Annotated in this window: 19 protein-coding genes; 2 read left to right on the forward strand and 17 right to left on the reverse strand. The window is 27.6% G+C overall.

The window, feature by feature from the left end:
* Nucleotides 1–2: 2 nt before the first annotated feature.
* The 11 genes from CLFE_RS15935 to CLFE_RS15985 form a co-directional block, all read right to left on the reverse strand.
* The gene (locus tag CLFE_RS15935) at nucleotides 3–791 is read right to left on the reverse strand and encodes an electron transfer flavoprotein subunit beta/FixA family protein (RefSeq protein WP_077832628.1); all 789 of its coding nucleotides are present in this window, start codon (nucleotides 789–791) and stop codon (nucleotides 3–5) included.
* A gap of 211 nt (nucleotides 792–1002) precedes the next feature.
* Entirely contained in the window at nucleotides 1003–1698 is a 696-nt protein-coding gene (locus CLFE_RS15940; protein ID WP_077832627.1) for a FadR/GntR family transcriptional regulator, read from the reverse strand.
* A 175-nt stretch (nucleotides 1699–1873) separates the two neighbouring features.
* Nucleotides 1874–3871, reverse strand: coding sequence for a methyl-accepting chemotaxis protein (locus CLFE_RS15945; RefSeq protein ID WP_077894389.1), 1998 nt, complete (start codon nucleotides 3869–3871; stop codon nucleotides 1874–1876).
* Nucleotides 3872–4089: 218 nt separating this feature from the next.
* Nucleotides 4090–4437, reverse strand: a complete 348-nt coding sequence (locus tag CLFE_RS15950; protein WP_077832625.1) for a hypothetical protein — start codon at nucleotides 4435–4437, stop codon at nucleotides 4090–4092.
* 113 nt (nucleotides 4438–4550) lie between these two features.
* Nucleotides 4551–4895, reverse strand: coding sequence for a GTPBP1 family GTP-binding protein (locus CLFE_RS15955; RefSeq protein ID WP_077832624.1), 345 nt, complete (start codon nucleotides 4893–4895; stop codon nucleotides 4551–4553).
* 269 nt (nucleotides 4896–5164) lie between these two features.
* Entirely contained in the window at nucleotides 5165–6604 is a 1440-nt protein-coding gene (locus tag CLFE_RS15960; RefSeq protein ID WP_077894390.1) for a S8 family serine peptidase, read from the reverse strand.
* Between the two features lie 93 nt (nucleotides 6605–6697).
* Nucleotides 6698–6868 (reverse strand): CLI_3235 family bacteriocin precursor, encoded by a 171-nt coding sequence (locus CLFE_RS15965; protein WP_077852289.1) that lies wholly within the window; start codon nucleotides 6866–6868, stop codon nucleotides 6698–6700.
* A 140-nt stretch (nucleotides 6869–7008) separates the two neighbouring features.
* A complete protein-coding gene (locus CLFE_RS15970; protein WP_077852290.1) occupies nucleotides 7009–7257 on the reverse strand; it encodes a hypothetical protein in 249 nt (82 codons plus the stop codon).
* 14 nt (nucleotides 7258–7271) lie between these two features.
* The gene (locus tag CLFE_RS15975) at nucleotides 7272–8411 is read right to left on the reverse strand and encodes a TIGR04066 family peptide maturation system protein (RefSeq protein ID WP_077894391.1); all 1140 of its coding nucleotides are present in this window, start codon (nucleotides 8409–8411) and stop codon (nucleotides 7272–7274) included.
* A 73-nt stretch (nucleotides 8412–8484) separates the two neighbouring features.
* Nucleotides 8485–9897, reverse strand: a complete 1413-nt coding sequence (gene ccpM, locus CLFE_RS15980) for a Cys-rich peptide radical SAM maturase CcpM (RefSeq protein WP_077894392.1) — start codon at nucleotides 9895–9897, stop codon at nucleotides 8485–8487.
* A 181-nt stretch (nucleotides 9898–10078) separates the two neighbouring features.
* The gene (locus CLFE_RS15985; RefSeq protein WP_077894393.1) at nucleotides 10079–10828 is read right to left on the reverse strand and encodes a LytR/AlgR family response regulator transcription factor; all 750 of its coding nucleotides are present in this window, start codon (nucleotides 10826–10828) and stop codon (nucleotides 10079–10081) included.
* 257 nt (nucleotides 10829–11085) lie between these two features.
* Here CLFE_RS15985 and CLFE_RS15990 point away from each other — a divergent pair, with 257 nt between their 5' ends.
* Nucleotides 11086–11448 (forward strand): hypothetical protein, encoded by a 363-nt coding sequence (locus CLFE_RS15990; protein WP_077894394.1) that lies wholly within the window; start codon nucleotides 11086–11088, stop codon nucleotides 11446–11448.
* Nucleotides 11449–11918: 470 nt separating this feature from the next.
* Here the strand turns inward: CLFE_RS15990 and CLFE_RS15995 are convergent, their stop codons facing one another.
* Nucleotides 11919–12437 (reverse strand): metallophosphoesterase, encoded by a 519-nt coding sequence (locus CLFE_RS15995; RefSeq protein WP_077894395.1) that lies wholly within the window; start codon nucleotides 12435–12437, stop codon nucleotides 11919–11921.
* Nucleotides 12438–12627: 190 nt separating this feature from the next.
* Entirely contained in the window at nucleotides 12628–13221 is a 594-nt protein-coding gene (locus CLFE_RS16000) for a TetR/AcrR family transcriptional regulator (protein WP_077894396.1), read from the reverse strand.
* A gap of 103 nt (nucleotides 13222–13324) precedes the next feature.
* Between CLFE_RS16000 and CLFE_RS16005 the strand changes: the two genes are divergently transcribed.
* A complete protein-coding gene (locus CLFE_RS16005; protein ID WP_077894397.1) occupies nucleotides 13325–13609 on the forward strand; it encodes a YciI family protein in 285 nt (94 codons plus the stop codon).
* Nucleotides 13610–13618: 9 nt separating this feature from the next.
* On the opposite strand, the gene CLFE_RS16010 is transcribed toward CLFE_RS16005, so the two are convergent.
* The 4 genes from CLFE_RS16010 to CLFE_RS16025 form a co-directional block, all read right to left on the reverse strand.
* Entirely contained in the window at nucleotides 13619–14395 is a 777-nt protein-coding gene (locus CLFE_RS16010; protein WP_169850981.1) for a GNAT family N-acetyltransferase, read from the reverse strand.
* Nucleotides 14396–14501: 106 nt separating this feature from the next.
* Complete coding sequence (locus tag CLFE_RS16015; RefSeq protein WP_077894399.1) at nucleotides 14502–15188, reverse strand: DUF4386 family protein; 687 nt, start codon at nucleotides 15186–15188, stop codon at nucleotides 14502–14504.
* A gap of 50 nt (nucleotides 15189–15238) precedes the next feature.
* A complete protein-coding gene (locus CLFE_RS16020; RefSeq protein WP_169850982.1) occupies nucleotides 15239–15691 on the reverse strand; it encodes a MarR family winged helix-turn-helix transcriptional regulator in 453 nt (150 codons plus the stop codon).
* 151 nt (nucleotides 15692–15842) lie between these two features.
* Nucleotides 15843–17933, reverse strand: a complete 2091-nt coding sequence (locus CLFE_RS16025; RefSeq protein ID WP_077894401.1) for a methyl-accepting chemotaxis protein — start codon at nucleotides 17931–17933, stop codon at nucleotides 15843–15845.
* Nucleotides 17934–17942: the final 9 nt, after the last annotated feature.

Raw genomic sequence — 17942 nt, forward strand, 5'->3', positions numbered from 1 at the left:
CCCTAAACAAATTTCATTTCCTTTAATTTTTTTAATAACTTACTTGAAAGTTCTGCACCATTTCCATTCCACATTTCTTTATGCAAATTTGATTTTGGTGGAAATATTCTTTCAACTTGAGTTGGTGACCCATTTAGGCCATACATATTTTCATTTTTATCTGCAAAATCACTTAATCCGTATACTTTTATATCTCTATCTTTGGTATCTAATTTCTTTTTATATGAAGGAAGCCTTGGCTGAAAGATATCCTTTTCAACTGTTAAAAGACATGGAAAATTAACTTCTGCAATTTCTAATGTGTTTGGCATATCCATTTCTATAACTATTGATTTATCCTTTACTTCCACAAGCCTTCTAACATTGGCTACATGAGGCACTTTTAAATATTCTGCCATCTCTGGTCCAACCTGTGCTGTATCTCCATCTGTAGTTTGTTTTCCACATAATATTAAGTCGAAATTACCAGCTTTCTTTATTCCTTGAGAAATCGTATATGAGGTAGCTAAAACATCTGCCCCTGCGAATTTTCTATCTGATAGAAGAACTCCTTCATCTGCTCCCATCATGTATGCCTCTTTTATAACTGCTGTTGCCTGTGGTGGTCCCATACTGATAACAGTAATTCTGCCGCCAACCTTTTCTTTTATTCTTAATGCAGTTTCTAACGCGTATAAATCATATGGATTCATTTTTGAATCTACACCATCTCTTTTCAAAACACCTGTCTTTTCATCTACTTCTACTTTACTCGTACCAGGCACTTGTTTAATACAAACCAATATTTCCATAAGTTCTACCTCCCTATTTTTTAAACTGGTCTACTGGTCATACCAGTACATCTCTAAGATACCACACTTTTCTATATATATCCAGACATTTTTTATTTATTAACACATTTTTCATACAATAATTGTGATTTTTTTAACTTATTGCAATTTATTCCAAGCATAATTAAAGGTGTGCAGAATTTCTTCTACTAACACCCTACAAATTATTATTTTATCTATCTTTAATGTATTCAAATATCAAATCTAAATGCTCTCTCATTGCTTTAGATGCTGCCTTAGGATCATGATTTTTCAAAGCTTTTAGTAGTGCACTATGCTGATTCATTAAAACATCCTTATTGCCTTCCACCATTAATATTTTTCCTCTAGCTTCAGTTATAAAAGCATCCATAAGAGACGATACTGCATTAAGCATATTAACTATCAAAATATTTTTAGAAGCCTTTGCTATATTATAATGAAATTCTTTATCATATTTTCCTTTTAAGACCTCATCCTGTGCTTCCAATAAACCATTCAAGCACTCCTCTAATTTTTCTATTTCTTCATTATTAATTTTCTCTGCTGCTATTGCTGCTGTCTCAACTTCTATAATTCTTCTAAGCTCTAATATTTGTTCTTTATTACTGCCATTTAACATGAAAATTAACAAAAAAGGATCTATTAAGCTTTCCTCAAAATTCTCTCTTATAAAATTCCCTTCACCATGTCTAGCTTCTACAAACCCTATCATTTGAAGCGCGCTCAAAGCTTCTCTTATACTTGCTCGACTTACTCCAAGCTGACTTACTAGCTCTCTCTCTGAAGGCAATCTGTCCCCCTTTTTTAGGGTACCATCTGCAATCATAGTTTTAAATTGTTCTATTACTTGTTCATATACTTTTGTACTTTTAACTGGACTAAACACAACTTATATCTCCTAACCTCGATTTTATACATTAATTTTACCCCATAAATAGGATTTTAACAACTTTAGTGTTCATATTTTAGGTTACAAAAAATTTAACAGAATATATTTTAAGGCAGAAAGTAAAATATGTATTTTTACCTTCTGCCTATAAAAAACTCTAAAATCAAAGCTTCTAAACTCTAAACTTATATATTTCTTCTTTTAATCTCTCAGCTAAACCTTGAACCTCAACTGTATGCTGAGCAAATTTATCCATTGTTTCCGTAACCTCTTCTGTTGATGCTGTAACCTCTTCTATAGAAGATGCTGTTTCCTCTGAGATAGCTGATGTGTTTTCTACCTGTTCTACAAAGATTTGCTTTTGAACTTGCATATCCTCTACTGAAATTCTCACATTATCAACTTTTTCTACTAATGTTACTATAGACATTAATATATCGGTAAATATTTCTTCAGTTCTTGCTACAACTTCATTTTGCTCTAATCCAATTTTCTTATTGTTGTCTATAGCTTTTACTGCCTTACTAGCTTTTTCTTGTATATTTGCTATTATCGATTTAATTTGCTCTGTAGAATTCTTTGACTGTTCTGCCAGTTCTCTAATTTCTTCTGCAACTACTGCAAACCCTTTTCCAGCTTCACCTGCACGTGCTGCTTCAATAGATGCATTAAGTGCTAATAAATTAGTTTGATCTGTTATATCTGTTATTGCATCAGATATCGTACTTATCTCTCTTACACTATTATCCATATCCCCAACTATATTTGAAACTACAATTGATGCATCCATTGTCTCAGTGTTCTTAGATATAAGTACATTTACAGTATCTATTCCTTTTTTACTTAAATTTTTAGTATCATTAGATACATTACTCATGTCCTTTGTAACTTCAGATACATTATCTAATTTTTCCGATAGAGTACCGATACTTGAAGCAGAATCTCCTGAGGTTTCAGCTAAATTTACAGCTCCTTTAGATATTTCAGAAACTGCCATAGCAACCTGTGACATTGATGCATTGGTCTCTTCCGCCATACTAGAAAGATTTGATGTAGTTTCAAGAACTGTATCAGAAGTTTTTCTTGCATTTTCTAGTAATATACCTATATTTTTAATCATAGAATTGTAATCTTTAGCTAAATCGCCAAATTCATCTTTTGTTTTTATCTCTATCTTATTAGATAAGTCTCCATGTGAAGCTTTCTCAAATACCCCTCTGAGCTTCTTTATATTTATATCTATTCCCTTACTTAATAACAACGACAAACCTATTGCTATTAAAGTCATTATACATATAAGTATAGCTGTAGTTAATGTTATTGATTTTGTATCATTAGTCAATTCATCATTTTTTAATGAAGCTACTATCTTCCATCCTGTTAATTTGTTAGTTTGATATACTCCAAATTTCTTTTCTCCATTATATTCATATGTTACAAAATCACTATCAGTAGTCTTTGCTTTATCCCAAAATGAGAGCTTTGCTGCTTCATTTGTACTAATAATTTTTTTATTTGGGTGTGCTATAATGTTTCCATCTTTATCTGAAATAAATACATATCCTGTATTTCCTATTTTTTTGGTTGATATTCTATCTGCAAGTGTTGAAAGCGTACAATCAACACCAACTACTCCTACTACTTTTCCATCCTTCATTACAGCTCTAGCAATACCAACAACCATACCTTGTGTTACTACATCCTTGTACGGTTGAGTTACTATTGTTTTACCACTGTTTTTTACTGCTTCCATATACCAAGGCCTTTTAGTTGCATCATATCCTTCAGGCATTTTAGCTTCAGTAGAAATAGAAAACTTTCCAGAAGCCGTTCCATAATATGCATCAAGAATATCCTTGTTACTATTTTGTAAATCCTTAAGTAAACCCAAAACAAAACTAAAATTATTTCCTTCGTCTACATTCACTAAATCGTAATTACCTGCCGTCAACGCAACCATATCATTAAACCCATGAAAATAATCCACTAAACCACTATTTACTTCATTAAGCATTTGTGTGCTTGTTAAATTTAGTTTATTATTAAGAATAGATTTAGATTGATTGTAAGAAAATGCACCTTCCACAATTAAGGGAATTACACAAATCAATATTAAACTAGCAATTAACTTACTTCTAATACTGTTTAAATCAAACTTCTTAAACTTCATTCTCTCCACCTCAATACCACTTTTTTGCTTTTGTTATTTTTTCGATATTATTTTATATTTTTATTACTTTTTTTCATCACCTTTCTTTATTTAAGTTATATTTTCCTTTTAATTATATTTTCGTTCAATTTAACAAATACTAAAGTTACACATAGTGGTAATTTTTAATACAAAAAAAAGTTCTGTACTAACTTTATAACTAGTACAGAACTTTTTTATTAGTTTTTATTAACAAGCATATCTCCAACGCTTACATCTGAACCACCAATATCTTCTAGTCTAATATTGGCTTTTTCACCTTTAGAAATAGATTGAACTACTTTTCTTGTATTTATATTTATAATTCCTTTTACTCTAACAATTTCAACATCACTATTATTATGTTCAATAGTAACTAAATCATTTTTTCTTATAGTTCCCTCTTCCATATTACCTTTAACAATTACGTCATAATCACCAGTTATAGTCATCTTTGTTATTTTAAATTTAGGGTAATTTTCTCTTTTGCAAGCTGCCAATTCAAAACTCATAACTAATATTACTGCTAGTAAAATAATTTTCCTCATGTTCTGTATCACCTTTACCTATTTTATTTATTCTCTATTCTCAATACATATTAACCATTTTAGAAAATTGTTTTTCGCGAGTACTTTAGGGTTTACTGTAAAAGTATAAAAATTTACTTTACTAACATATCCTTAGCAGCTACATCATCCTTATCTACATCGCCAAGACCAATACGTGCTCTATTTCCTTTGGATATTGATCCTACCTCTCTATTCATCTTTGAATTTATAATAACTTGAACTTTAGCTTTTTTAGTAGTTCCATCGCTATTACTCTCAATAGTAACCTTTTCACCTTCTCTTAAAGTTCCTTTTACTACCTTACCTGAAACAAATAATCCCTCTTTACTTGTTACTTGTACATCCGTAACCTTAAACTGAAAAGAATCAGATTTACCACATCCCATAAATCCAATACTTACAACAATAATCAATAATAACAAAATATTTTTTTTCATTTTTTACCTCATGTTGTATTAAATTAATAACCTAAATTTATATCATTTCTATATATCACATGAAAATATTACTACAAATTCTGACTGCTATCAATAGTATTTTGTCATTTTTTTCATTATCCAAATAATATTAAACGTTTTTTTATTATTTTTTTATTATTATTAAAATTATTATATGTATTTCTTTTAATGAAGGATATAATAACATATAAAAAATTATGCATCAAATACAGAAAAATCCTGATCTAATACATAACCATATTACATTATTAAGAATAGTACTCTAATATACTTTTATATATATCTTTAATCTTTTTTGTGCATATCTTTTTGATATTCTTCTTTTTAGGGCTAAAAATTTCACATTCTAAAGCTTTATTAACTTTTATTATAATGTCATCTTTAATATCAATTTTATTACAATCCATAGCTGCAAGAATAATATCTGGTGAATACTTATAGCTTATATTATTAAAATACTTATTATACTTACTTCCTTTGGGAAAATACTCGAATCCATACAAATATGAAAACTCATAATTTGAACTTTTTAAAGCATAATATCCATCCAAATAAAATAGTTCTTTTATTTCATTTATAATACCTATTACTTCTTTTTTATTTCCGAGAAAATATACTATTGGAGTTTGGCTTTCCTTGTGTTTTTTATTTTTTAATTTCTTAAAGATTCCCTCATGCCAAAACATTATGTCATTTTTATTAAGAAATTTTATTATTTCATTTGAAACGGTTTTACATAAAATAACCGAACGTATATATTCTTTTTTAAGCTCTATACATTCTTTAATTTTCTTTACTTGCTTTTTATCATGATTATTAAATACTATTACTAAATCAAATGTTTTGTCATATATTTTCATAAAATCCAAATAATTATCTATGTACTTAAAATCAAAGAATAAATATTCTGTAAAAATACTTTTTGACAAATCTAAAATATATGCAGCTTTCAAATAACTTATAGACTTTAATGTATTACACCATTCTCTATTTCTAACAATATTCTGCTTTACAATATTAAATCTAAATTCATCTTTAAGGTACTGTAGAACATTATATATAATCGCTGTAAAATAAGCTGTTGCATAACTATTACATCTCTCCGTAATATATATACTGCCACTTTTTGTATTAAGTTTATGTACGCTGTTTACTAAAAAGTCAATTCCAACATATGTATTTTTTTCAATTTGTATTTTTTTATATCCCTTATTAAAATATGTATTTATAAAAATTCCTTTCCTACATTTAATTCCTATTACATTAGGCAAACATGCTGGTATAGTATATTTATTATTGTTATTTTTCGCAGCCACTATGTAAATTCCCTTATCAAAAGCTCTATTACAAATATTTCTTAGCCTTTCAAAATCTTTATAATATATGCTCCCATTGCTTAAATTAATTATGTTAACATCATTATCTATGCACCATTCAATTGCCCTACAAAGTTTATTTACATTACCTTTCCTTGTTAATTCATCTAATATTTTAATACTTATAATACACGGATTTTGAATATATTTTTTTATAATTGCTGCACAAACTGTACCATGTGATATTCTATCCGATTTATCCTTTCTTATAAAAATCTCAAGATTATCACCAACTACTAAATCTTGTTCCATTTTTTCCACATATAAATCAGAAGATGGATTAATCCCATCGTCAATAATCGCAATTTTCATAGTTTAAAATATAATCTCCTATTATTCTTAATAATTACTCTTAAATGGAAAGATGTTATTGTGACCAATAACATCTTCCCATTTAAATTATAATTACATTTCTAAGCCTGTATTTGCATAAACAACTGCATCTTTTGCTGCATTACTTACAGATTCAGGATGATACCAAACTGAACAGCCACAATAGCATCTACATGGGCAATCTCCAGCATATGCTTGTATTGAATTAGATTCAACATTGTTATTTTTACCTAATTTTTTCATTTATTATCCCCCCCTTCTTTGATTATATTAATTTCATTTTAACAACTAAATATTAAATTTAGTTTTCAAATTATATATTTGAAGACTTTTATCTACTTAAAAACAATAATTTAAAGCAGATTATGTCTTACAATCATTTTTTATTTAATAGCTCTTAAAACTGCCTCTTTAATACCATTAATAGAATTAAACTTATAGCTTTCTAAATCAACTGCCTCTAATTTAATATTAAAATGTTTCTGAACTTCCAAAAAAACATATACCATATCAACTGCTGAAAACATCAATTTTCCTGTGAGGGAAACATCAAAATTTTTTTCGGTATATAATTCTTTTTGTGGTTTTACTAAATTTAAAATATCAATAATTTCTTCTATTACATTTTCCATTAAAGTACCTCCAGCTAAACTACAGTAACATATTTTGTAAGAGTATCAAGAGAATGTCTAAACATCTTTTCACAATCTTCATCATTTAAGGGATTAAAAATCGGTATAGTACAATCTTTAAAATTATCTAGAATAATTTTGTCCACATTTTGTACTGGTAAATAATTCAAAACAACTTTGTGCTGTTCTGTTGAATAAGAAATATCTAATGTTGTATTTAACATATTTATTACATCAATTTTAAATCCAAAACGATGCCAAAAGCATTCACTTAAATTTCTATAAAATTCTTCGGGCATGTCAGTAAAAGGCGTAACCAAGGCAAAATAATCACTAGAGAGTGCTTGCGAAATAAGATACGGATAAACTCCAAATCCATTAGTAATAATATCTGAATACTTCATCATTCCACTAGGCAATTGAACAACTATAAGATCTGGCCTATATCTTTTTTCAACTTCCATTATGTAATAATTAAATAAAAATATTTTTTCTTCAATAGATATATTGAACTCAAATATAAAATTAGGAAAAGATAAATAACCAAGTATTCTACAGTTATCATTTAAACTTATTGTCAAAACTTTATATCCTTGCTTCTTATAACTTTCAGAAATAGAAACCACACTACAGGTTGACTCTAGTTTATCTAGCAATTTTCCTACAAATATAACAGTAGCATCAGGCTTGTATATTCTTCCATAATCATTTACTTTTTTTTGATTTTCTATATATTCCAGGCTTTTATCTGACCTTTTTAAATATTCAAATTCAACATTGCTTTTTTTACTTAATTCTTCTATTTCTAAAATATCTTTATCTTCTAATGTAAAGCAACATACAATATTCTTATTAAATTTAATACTTGTCTTTATTTTGCTTACTATATCTCTATACATTAACTTTTTATTATCACAATCAGCAATCACAATTGTATCGCATCTTTCTATTTCTTCTAAAAAATCATTAGATATGTCAATCCCCAAGTAATCACTATTATTAATTTTACTTACATCATTTTTTTCTTTAGCAAAAAACCAAGTCTTCGGAGTTACTACAGACATAATTTCATATTCATCTGATCTATTAATCATTTCTTTCATTACCGAAAAAAACTTATTTGAAAATGGGTAAATTAAAACTTTTTTCTTCATAATTTCACATTTTACATAAAATAAATAAAAGTTTTATTTATTTTATGTGTTTCCTTTCTTAATATTTTAATACTCATATTCTATAAATCGTTCTACACTCTTTAAGTAAAATTAATTTTTTCAAATCATCTTCTACAGATGCTCTAACTCCTTTGCATAATTCTAACTTTGCATCTGCAGACAATTTTCCTTTTCTTTCAAGTTTCTTAGCACATATAGTACATTTTCTTAAAGCCCAACATTTTTTACATTCTTCTGGTGTTAATCTGCCTATATTTAATAAATTCTTCACTTTTTTTATATTGAATCCTTCATCCAGATTTCCTATTTTCATAACCTCTGAAACTTCACTAACTTTCTCACAAGGAAAAAATTCACCATGCACATTGACAAAAAGCCTTCTTTTACCTGGTATACATGGACCACTAGGTGCTGTACTTTCAGGAAGTCCATTATCTTCAATCATATTTTCTTTAAAAGTATGAATAGAATTAATTACACTTGCAATTAAAGGATATGTTTTTAAACCTTTAATATCTCCAACTAAATTTACCATCCCAATAAATATTTGATAAAAATATTTTTCGATAAATTCTTTTGAATAAGTTGTTTGCTCGTTTGAAAAAAAATTTTCTACAATAACTGAACCAACGTCTAATCCTTCAAAAATTTCATTTTCAAAAATACTATTCATTTTATCAAAATCATTTTTAGGATCCATTACTGTGTTAACTCTTAAAAAATCTCTCAGTTCATTACCATACTTATCTTTTAGTTTTTGTAAATTATATATTATTTTTGCAAAAGAGCCCGTCCCATCTGCAAATTTTCTATTTATATCATGTATTTCCTCTGGTCCATCTAAACTTATCATTATGTCTATATTATTATTTATTGAATATTCTATTATCTCTTCAGTTAATAATGTTGCATTGGTAGTTAATGCAAATCTTAATTCTTTACCTATAAAATTTTCCTTTGCATATGAAATTATCTCTTTAATAAAATCAAATTTTAATAGCGGTTCTCCTCCATAAAATGATATAACAATCTTTTCACTATCATTAGAATGCCTAAGCAAAAAATCAATTGCTTTAGTTGCAGTTTCCATACTCATTTCTTTATTTGAACGGTTTCTTTGAGTTGAATTATCAAACTTAGAATATGCACAATACGAACATCTCAAATTGCAATCTTGGGTTACTTGAAGTGTAAGTTGATCAATATGCCTATCCAAATGGTATTCTAAATTATCTGTTTCAGGATGCTTAATTTCTTTTAATGTATTGCTTGATAGATATCCATTTTGTTTTAATTTATTAATTTTATTTTGTGTATCTTCATTTTGTTTAAATTCTTCATCATTTAATAATTTTCCGAGAAAATCATAAACATCTTTATTAACGTTTACAACCTCATTTTTATTTACATCATAGAAATAAAATCCGTTAATTGATGATAATAAATGAATAAATGGCTTTTCCATGTTGCCTCCTCCAATATAATTTTCTACTCTTTTATCTATTAATACTATTTTCTCACATTATCGAGTAAAATAAATACATTTATCTCGAAACATACAAGATATGCCACAAAGTTCAAAATGTCCTTATTTAATTTGTATTTTGAAAAAAATATTCTGTTTATTCCTTAAATTGTATGTTTAATTATAGTATTACCTTCCCTTTTTTAAACTCTGATATAACATTGTCCTTAAATTTATAACCTAGAAGAGCAACTTTACAACATTTATGAAAATATACATTGCTTAATTTAACATCTATTTTTTCTATTTTCCTTATGTAATTCTTATTTACTGCAAAAGCCTTATGACTTCGAATTATGTATTCGCAATCAATTGATTGCAATAACTTTTTTAAACTCATATTATTAACAGTATAGGTTCCTTTTATAGTGTTAAGTTCACATTTTTTCCCCTTAACCTCTATAAAAAATATATCATCTACTTTTATATTCACATATGTACCATTTTGGGGCATTATAATAATTTCTTTATTGGTTCTTTCTTTAATCACATTATTTTCATGAAACATAAGTTTACTTAATATAGCTTTTACGATTTTTTCATTATATGGTTTCAATATGTAGTCATAGCAATGTACCTTTTTAAAAGCTTGTATTATATACTCCATATGATGTGTCAAGAAAATAATTTGACTAAACTGATATTTCTTAATTTTTCTAATCTTCATTGCAAGATTTAATCCTGAGGACTCTTTAAGCATTATATCTAATAAAAATATATTAACATCATTATTTTCAATTATTTTTAAAGCCTCAGCTTCACAATCAGCTTCATATATTTTTACGAATTGATATATAGATACAATTATGTTTTTTATTTTGTGTCTTTGTTCAGCATTATCTTCTACTAAAATAACAGAATACAAAAGCATCACTCCAAATCTAGTTTTTTACTTAATTATATTATATTTAAAACATTGATACAATTTTCAAAACTTATTCTCATACAATGATTAGATATTAGAAATATTTATTCCTTATATTATACAATTTCATATTATATAAATCAGTAAAATTAATAATATCTTGTTTACATATTATTTTTTGAATTATTTGACATTAAAATTAATTAGTGGTATTTTATACTTGTAATGTAAAACATACACATAAGGAAAGGATTGTGATTTACATGAATAAAAAAATCAAACTTTTATCAGCAACATTATGCACTTTAGCATTAACCTTAAGTTTACCATTAGCAACAGCTCAAGCATCAACTGTTCATTCATCAAACATAACTACTAAAATTTCAATGCCAACTGAAGTTGTCACTGGTACTCTCAGTGGATATGCTACTCAAAACGTACCCCTTCTAGCTAGCCCTGATGCTTCTTGTAAGACAATTACAAGTTGGCTTATACAAGGAACTCGTTTTGTAATAACAAGAACTGATACTAATGGTTGGTATTATGGTGCTTGGGGAAGTGATTATAACGGTTGGAATTGGGGTTGGGTTAAAGTAGGCTATATAACTGACATAACACTTACTTAAATTTTTATCATCAGTTTTATGGGGATTAGCAATAACTTTTAGTCTATCATTAACAAGCTTAAGCACTTCAACTATGCAACCTACAAAAACAACAACTAATAATGTACTGTTAATGAGCTTTTCTAGCTCCAATTATGGTTCTATTTGGAGAATTGCTAATCAAAATTTATACCTACTAAATAGTCCTAGCATATCTTGAAAACAAATAGTCGGTCATCTTGCATTCGGCACACGTTTTCAATATTGCAAAGTCCTTGTCAAGGATGATATTATGATAGTGACTATAATGGTTGGATTCAATCTTAATATATATGCAATATACGAGTTGAATATTAATTAAACATACTATTTTTAATACTAAGAATGTACATCGAGATATGCATAAAACTTATAATTAACTTTTATATATATCTCGATGTGTACTTTTTTATATGAGGCATACATCCTTAGTGAAAACTTTATACTATATTTTAATTATTTAATTTATCTATCCTCTCTTTTAAGTCATTAAAATCAATAGGCCTGTATTTCCACCTCTCAACACTTACACATGCAGATTTTTTTGTAACAGATTTATACATATCAGTTCCATGAACATGACCATAGATATAGAAAAATGGAGTTTCAGCATTAATATACTGTGGCGGCTCATGCTGCATTACTACAAATTCGTTATATATAATTGGATATTTATAAACTTCTTCAAATCCACATTCAAACCACTCATTCAGAGTTAGATAATTATCATGGTTTCCCATAACAAGTACCTTTTTCCCGTTTAACTTTTCAATAATATTCTTCATTTTAGATAATTGATATACTCCAACATCTCCAAGATGAAATACCGTATCCTCCTTATCAACAACACTGTTCCATAATGTAATCATTTTATTATCCATATCTTCTACAGACGAAAATGGCCTTTTTTCATATGCTATTATATTTTCATCTCCAAAATGTGTATCTGCTATTATAAAAACTTTTGACATAATTATTACCTCCATTTTAAAGTGATAAATACTCAGTTATCAAACTTCATTATGTACTTCCCCTAAATCAAACCTATCCAAGGCTATTTTAGCTTCATCAGGATATACCAATGCTATAATCTATGTATGAATAATTCCTTCTTGCAATTTGTACTTCACCTGAAAACATATAATCATCCACTAATATTACTTAAAGCTTTCTTAAAATTTCATCAGTATATTTTTTTCCTTCTTTTACTATATCAAATTTTCCACTTGAAAAACACCAGGAAGCCATGATCCCCCTAACAAAACTTTCTAAGTATAAAAATATTTCTTCCTTGGTTTGCTCCGTTTCAAATATACTCTCATTAATACCTTCTGAAATCAATATTTTTAAAACATCTGTAAAATTACGTCTTTCAAAATGCTTACTATCTCCCGTTATACATTCTGATAGATTTGTTACATATGCTCTACAGGTAACCATATATCCGACGTGATCTGCAAACATGAATTCTGATATAATAAATTTTTCTATTTTTGACTTTATATCAATTTTTCTATTTTTACAAACTAGTTCTTCATATTTCTTCAGAACAAATTCCCTCATATCTGAATAATAGCTTTCTTTTACAATATCTTCTTTAGATTTGTAGTGGACATAAAAAGTTCCCTTGGCCACTCCTGCTTTCTCACATATTTCACTTACAGTAACCTCATCATAACCTTTTTCTTTTATTAATTTAACAGCAGTTTCAAACAATTTATTTTTTGTAAGTACTGATCTTTCTTTTCTTAACATTTTTATTCCTTCCTTGACTTTTTTAATTAAATGTATATAATAATGACTATAGTCAGTGACTGTAGTCATTATTATATTAAAATATTTAAAGGAGAAAATCAATATGTTCATAATAAATCTTGAATACATAAAATCCATTAATGAGGTAGAAAAATATTTACCTAATCATATATCGTTTCTAGATAAATACTACTCTAAACAAAAATTCATTTGCTCTGGCAGAAAAAATCCACGTACCGGTGGAATTATACTTTGCACTGCTGAAAATGTTGATGAAGTTAATGAAATATTAAGGGAAGATCCCTTTTTTAAAGAAAAGATTGCTAACTATGAAATTATTCAGTTCTTCCCTACAAAATATTCAGATGATTTTAAAAGCTTTATTTGAATATACCTACTAAAAATCAAAGTTTAAAATTCTATGCTTTGAAATAAAGCCAGCCTTTTCAAGTGCTTTTTTCGAAGCATAATTATAATACCAACAACCACAAATAGGCTCTAGTTTTTTATTGCAGGCTATTTGTCTTAATTTTGTTATAATATAAGTTCCAATTCCCCTATTCCTATAATTTTTATTAACTATCATTCCAATATCATAATAATTTGTACTATGAAAAACTTTTTGTATTACACCTGCCCCCAGCAAAACTTCATTAGAATATAATACAAAAATTTCTCCTTTTACAATTTGTTCTTCTAGCCTTTGGAAAAAATCATAATTGATATCATCTATTTTACTAACGTCTCTTAACTCAGCTTGTCTAAACTTTAATTTTTCAAAACCACTCAAAGATATTTCTGTATCATAAAAATCTCTAAATAAATATCCTGAACAACTTGCCTTTTTATGAAAGTCTAAACACAGTGACATAAATAAAGAATCATAGGATTTACATTCTGCTGATGTAAAGTACCCATTTTCAATTATAGTTTTAAATATATACTGTGAGAATTTCAAAGCTTCTACGTCCAAATAAAATTCATAAATCACCTTGTCACTATTTACACAAAAGTATCCTTTTATTTTTGACTCTATTTCGATTATATAAACATCACATTTTTTAACTATTTGCTCAAGGTACTGTTCCTGTGCAAAGTGTAAAGATTTTATATATAACTCCCTTTCATTATATATTTCTTCTATAGAGTTTGCTTTTTTTATGTCTAAAGTCAAATTTATAGCCTCCCCCTGATTGTTTTTTCTTTTATAATATAATGAAATTTCACAATTGTCATTACACATTTATGCCTACATGGAAGTGATTATCAAAAACTATCAATTATAAAATAATTAATCTTATGCTGACAATTACAAGAAGTACCATTAATATTTTCATAGCTAATTTATTTATTTTATTTGCAAGCTTAAAACCTAACCATTCTGATGGTCCTATAGCTATCCCTATACCACATATAATAAACCCTACTCCTATTACTGCTGGAATTATGAAGCCTCCAAGCATTGATATACCAGTTATGCTTATCCATATTCCCATACATATGAAACCCATTGTTTCTCCTATGGAGTTACCACAATATATATGAAATGCTTTAAACACTACTTCTATTGTTTCCTTCTTATCAGCACTTATATTCTTATTTGTATACTCTTTTGATAAACTATCTGCTAAGAATATCCACCTCATTAATCCCAAAACATAAAAAATACCTGAAGCAATTCCAAATGCTGAGCCTACTATTAAGTAGGGAGTATCACTTCTGTTTAAAATTTCATAAAATATTGCCGACAATGGAATAAGCATTAGAGAACTTACAGCAAAACAAAGCCAAAAAAATTTCAATCTCACTCCTCCTTCATAGAATTTATCCAAAATAACATCAGTAGATGATCTTAATATTTGAGGATAATTAAAAATTTTTGAAATACCTATTTGGCTAATTGTAAACCCCAAAGCAACCATAATAATAAAAACTCCTGAACACTTATAAAATGTAATTATATTCATAAGAACGCCTCCCTTAATATGTTTAGCTACTAAACATGCCTGTAAAAAAATTATTTTTTATCTAAAAAGTTTTCTAATATATTAATAATTTCTAAAAATGATTCTAAATCCTTATTCTCTAGATGTTCTAATCTTTTGCCGATTTCAGAATACAGTTCTGTATGATAAGCTTTATGTCCTGTATATACTTCTTTCCCCTTTTCAGTAAGCTCCAAAGACACCTCATTTTCTTTACTAGATACTATTTCCTTTATTACCATATCCTTTTTTATAAGCTTATCTACCATCTGAGAAACAGCACCTTTAGTTATTCCCAAATACAATGCTAATTCAGTAACATTTATCTTATTATTTTTTCCTATAGCATCGATTGTATGTACTTCTGATCTGTACATTAAATCTTTAGTACCATAATATCTTGGTTTTTTTTCTGATTTATTATATTTATTCATAACCTTTTCGAATTTGTGTATCATTACTTCCGTACTTAATTTTTGAGACATTTTATTATTCCTCCACATGTTTAGTTACTAAACATCATAATATACTCATTATAAGATTTTGTCAATAAAAAACATGTACTATTTATTTTTTATGTTAAAAACTGTCGCACTAATTTTTTTAGTGCGACACCTTACTATTTATAAAATACTATCAAATTTTAAACTTTTTAACCATTTGATCTAACTTCTGTGAAAGTTCTTCTTGTTGTTGTGCTGCTAATGAAACTTTATCAACAACCTCTAAGGTTTCATCAATACTTTTCTTTATTACTTCTGCATTTTCTGATGATTTTTGTGCTACATTTGCTGTATTTTGAACTGCTTCACTAACTTGATTTATTGTTGCTGAAAGTTCTTCCGACATAGCTGCTATATCTTCTGACATCTTACTTACAAACTCTGAATCTTCATAATAAGAATCTCCCATATCGTTCATTGCCTTAAACTGTGGATCTACCTTTTCATTGATAAAGCTAAGTACATCTTTTCCACTATCTGATAACTTTTTAAATGCAGCTTGAATCTTTTCAACAGTATCTTGTATAGAAATAACAGCTTCTTGTGACTCTTCAGAAAGCTTTTTGATTTCTTCTGCAACAACTGAGAAACCTTTTCCATGAACTCCAGCTCTTGCAGCTTCTATAGATGCATTTAATGATAATAAATTAGTTTGATTTGATATGCTTAATATAGAATCTGCCATAATTTTAATTTCTCCAACTACTTTGCCTGCTTCTATGGCTTTTAATATTTCATTTCTTTTCTCTTCATATATCCTTTTGGTTTCATTTACTGCAATCCTACCATCATTTTTAATCTTTATTGATTTTTCTTTTGAACTATTTGCATTATTACTGCTCTCCATAGATTTATCTGATAGTATGTTCACGCTAGAATTAACTTCCTCAACAGATGCACTTATCTCTTCAGAAGACGCACTGGTTTCCATAATGTGATTTGACAATTCTTTAATTGCCTTATCAATATTTCCAGCTTTAGCTGACAATTCTTTCGTAGTAAAGGATAATTCATCACTCATTGAATTCATGTTTTGTGAATTTTTTAATATTTCCTTGATTATATAGACAAATTGTTTTTTCATAGCATCAAAAGCCTTTGTAAGTTGTCCAATTTCATCTTTATATTTAAATAAATATTCGTAATCCTCATCGTCAGTTAAATCAAATTTAGATGCTTTTGACATAACACTGGTGATTTTTACTATTGGCTTTGAAATTATATTTCCAACACGTAAAGAAACAATGATAGCTAATATTATTCCTATAACATTAAATAAACTTATTATTTTTATTAAATCATATGATTGTTTGAAAATTTCGCTTGTTGGTGCTGCTAATGCAAGTATCCATCCATTTGAAAGGTTTACATAACTTAATTGTTTTGATTCTCCTCCTATTTTATAGTTTAAAAAGTTGACTTTAAATTTATTTTCACCTATTTGCTTTGATAAATTTTTTAGTGAACCACTATCTATTTTTTTCAAATTATCTTTAATATTATATTTAGGATGACTTATAAAATTGTATTTATCATCAAGTAGAAATGAATATCCGTCATTATAAATTTTCGTTTCTTTAACTATGTTACCTATTTTTTTAAAATCAATATCCATACCAACTACGCCAATGGATTTTCCATCCTTGAATATAGGAACCACATAAGATGTCATATATAAATTTATATTAGAATTTATATATGGATTCATCCATACAGGTTTCCCTCTATTTACAGCAGTATAATACCATCCAACATGATTAGTATCGCTTGGATCATATTTACTGAAATCTGTAGGAATCTGTTTTGTAAATTTGCCCTTTTCATCTGTTTTTGAATAAAATATACCTGAAGTTGGTGGTGTGATTTTAGGATTAAACCTTACATAAAAAGTCATTGCACCGTCTGTATTTTCCCCGAATTTTTTTGCCGTTTCCTCTATTTCGCTCTCATAATTTTCTAAATATTTAGGATCACTTGTAAATTTATTTACATCATCTAATCTATCCTTAGCTATTGAAGCAAGTGTATTTACCGATATTTCTATTTCGGACATTTTTTCTTCAATTTCATCCCCCTCATTTTTACAGGTTATTTCCATCTTTTCTTTTGAATTAGATTTTGACATACTCGTTGAATTTAAGATACCTGCAACTCCTACAAATAGAGAAACTAAAATTGAAGTTAATACAATAGATAAAAATATCTTCGTTTTAATAGTTCTCATATGTGTTTT

Origin of the sequence: Clostridium felsineum DSM 794, assembly GCF_002006355.2 — a bacterium.
GTDB classification, from domain to species: Bacteria; Bacillota; Clostridia; order Clostridiales; family Clostridiaceae; genus Clostridium_S; species Clostridium_S felsineum.

Bases quoted from the DNA above. Each gene is read 5' to 3' on its own strand.
- CLFE_RS15935 (WP_077832628.1), bottom strand. From the start codon at position 791: ATGGAAATATTGGTTTGTATTAAACAAGTGCCTGGTACGAGTAAAGTA.
- CLFE_RS15945 (WP_077894389.1), bottom strand. From the start codon at position 3,871: ATGAAGTTTAAGAAGTTTGATTTAAACAGTATTAGAAGTAAGTTAATT.
- CLFE_RS15950 (WP_077832625.1), bottom strand. From the start codon at position 4,437: ATGAGGAAAATTATTTTACTAGCAGTAATATTAGTTATGAGTTTTGAA.
- CLFE_RS15955 (WP_077832624.1), bottom strand. From the start codon at position 4,895: ATGAAAAAAAATATTTTGTTATTATTGATTATTGTTGTAAGTATTGGA.
- CLFE_RS15960 (WP_077894390.1), bottom strand. From the start codon at position 6,604: ATGAAAATTGCGATTATTGACGATGGGATTAATCCATCTTCTGATTTA.
- CLFE_RS15965 (WP_077852289.1), bottom strand. From the start codon at position 6,868: ATGAAAAAATTAGGTAAAAATAACAATGTTGAATCTAATTCAATACAA.
- CLFE_RS15970 (WP_077852290.1), bottom strand. From the start codon at position 7,257: ATGGAAAATGTAATAGAAGAAATTATTGATATTTTAAATTTAGTAAAA.
- CLFE_RS15975 (WP_077894391.1), bottom strand. From the start codon at position 8,411: ATGAAGAAAAAAGTTTTAATTTACCCATTTTCAAATAAGTTTTTTTCG.
- ccpM (WP_077894392.1), bottom strand. From the start codon at position 9,897: ATGGAAAAGCCATTTATTCATTTATTATCATCAATTAACGGATTTTAT.
- CLFE_RS15985 (WP_077894393.1), bottom strand. From the start codon at position 10,828: ATGCTTTTGTATTCTGTTATTTTAGTAGAAGATAATGCTGAACAAAGA.
- CLFE_RS15990 (WP_077894394.1), top strand. From the start codon at position 11,086: ATGAATAAAAAAATCAAACTTTTATCAGCAACATTATGCACTTTAGCA.
- CLFE_RS15995 (WP_077894395.1), bottom strand. From the start codon at position 12,437: ATGTCAAAAGTTTTTATAATAGCAGATACACATTTTGGAGATGAAAAT.
- CLFE_RS16000 (WP_077894396.1), bottom strand. From the start codon at position 13,221: ATGTTAAGAAAAGAAAGATCAGTACTTACAAAAAATAAATTGTTTGAA.
- CLFE_RS16005 (WP_077894397.1), top strand. From the start codon at position 13,325: ATGTTCATAATAAATCTTGAATACATAAAATCCATTAATGAGGTAGAA.
- CLFE_RS16015 (WP_077894399.1), bottom strand. From the start codon at position 15,188: ATGAATATAATTACATTTTATAAGTGTTCAGGAGTTTTTATTATTATG.
- CLFE_RS16020 (WP_169850982.1), bottom strand. From the start codon at position 15,691: ATGTCTCAAAAATTAAGTACGGAAGTAATGATACACAAATTCGAAAAG.
- CLFE_RS16025 (WP_077894401.1), bottom strand. From the start codon at position 17,933: ATGAGAACTATTAAAACGAAGATATTTTTATCTATTGTATTAACTTCA.